Source organism: Halorubrum sp. SS7 (genome assembly GCF_005435055.1).
Taxonomy (GTDB): Archaea; Halobacteriota; Halobacteria; order Halobacteriales; family Haloferacaceae; genus Halorubrum; species Halorubrum salinarum.
In genome coordinates this window covers 1-345 of record NZ_SGXV01000436.1, presented here as the reverse complement: position 1 = coordinate 345, position 345 = coordinate 1, and the positions used below count along the sequence as shown (strand labels likewise).

The 345-nt window shown below is 67.2% G+C and carries 1 protein-coding gene; it reads right to left on the bottom strand.

The window, feature by feature from the left end; genetic code table 11:
• Window positions 1–131: PAS domain-containing protein (locus EXE44_RS21980; protein ID WP_321167245.1), on the bottom strand; the 131-nt coding region annotated here is incomplete at its 3' end.
• Between the last annotated feature and the right edge of the window lie 214 nt (window positions 132–345).

Below are 345 nucleotides of genomic sequence, written 5' to 3'. Positions count from 1 at the left end.
AGAACCGCCTCGGTGGCGGGGTTCGCGTAGACGACCGTCCCCTCCCGGTCGACGGAGACGACCGGATCGGAACACCCCTCGACGAAGGAGGCGAAGAAGCCGGCCGGAGGCCCTTGCGATCCGGGTGACATATAAACGAGATAGCGCGTCGACGGTGAAAAGCACCGTGGCACGTCGCTGGCCGCGAATCCGTCGCCGCGATCGGTGTTCGTCGAGACGGGGCGGGGGTCGGTTGGCTACTGCTCGGTCGGGGCCGCCAGATCGTCTACCGAGAACCCGGGCTCCATGAGGGCGTCCGTCTGGTCGCTGACGTCGCGACCCTCGCGCATCAGCTGTTTGAACGCC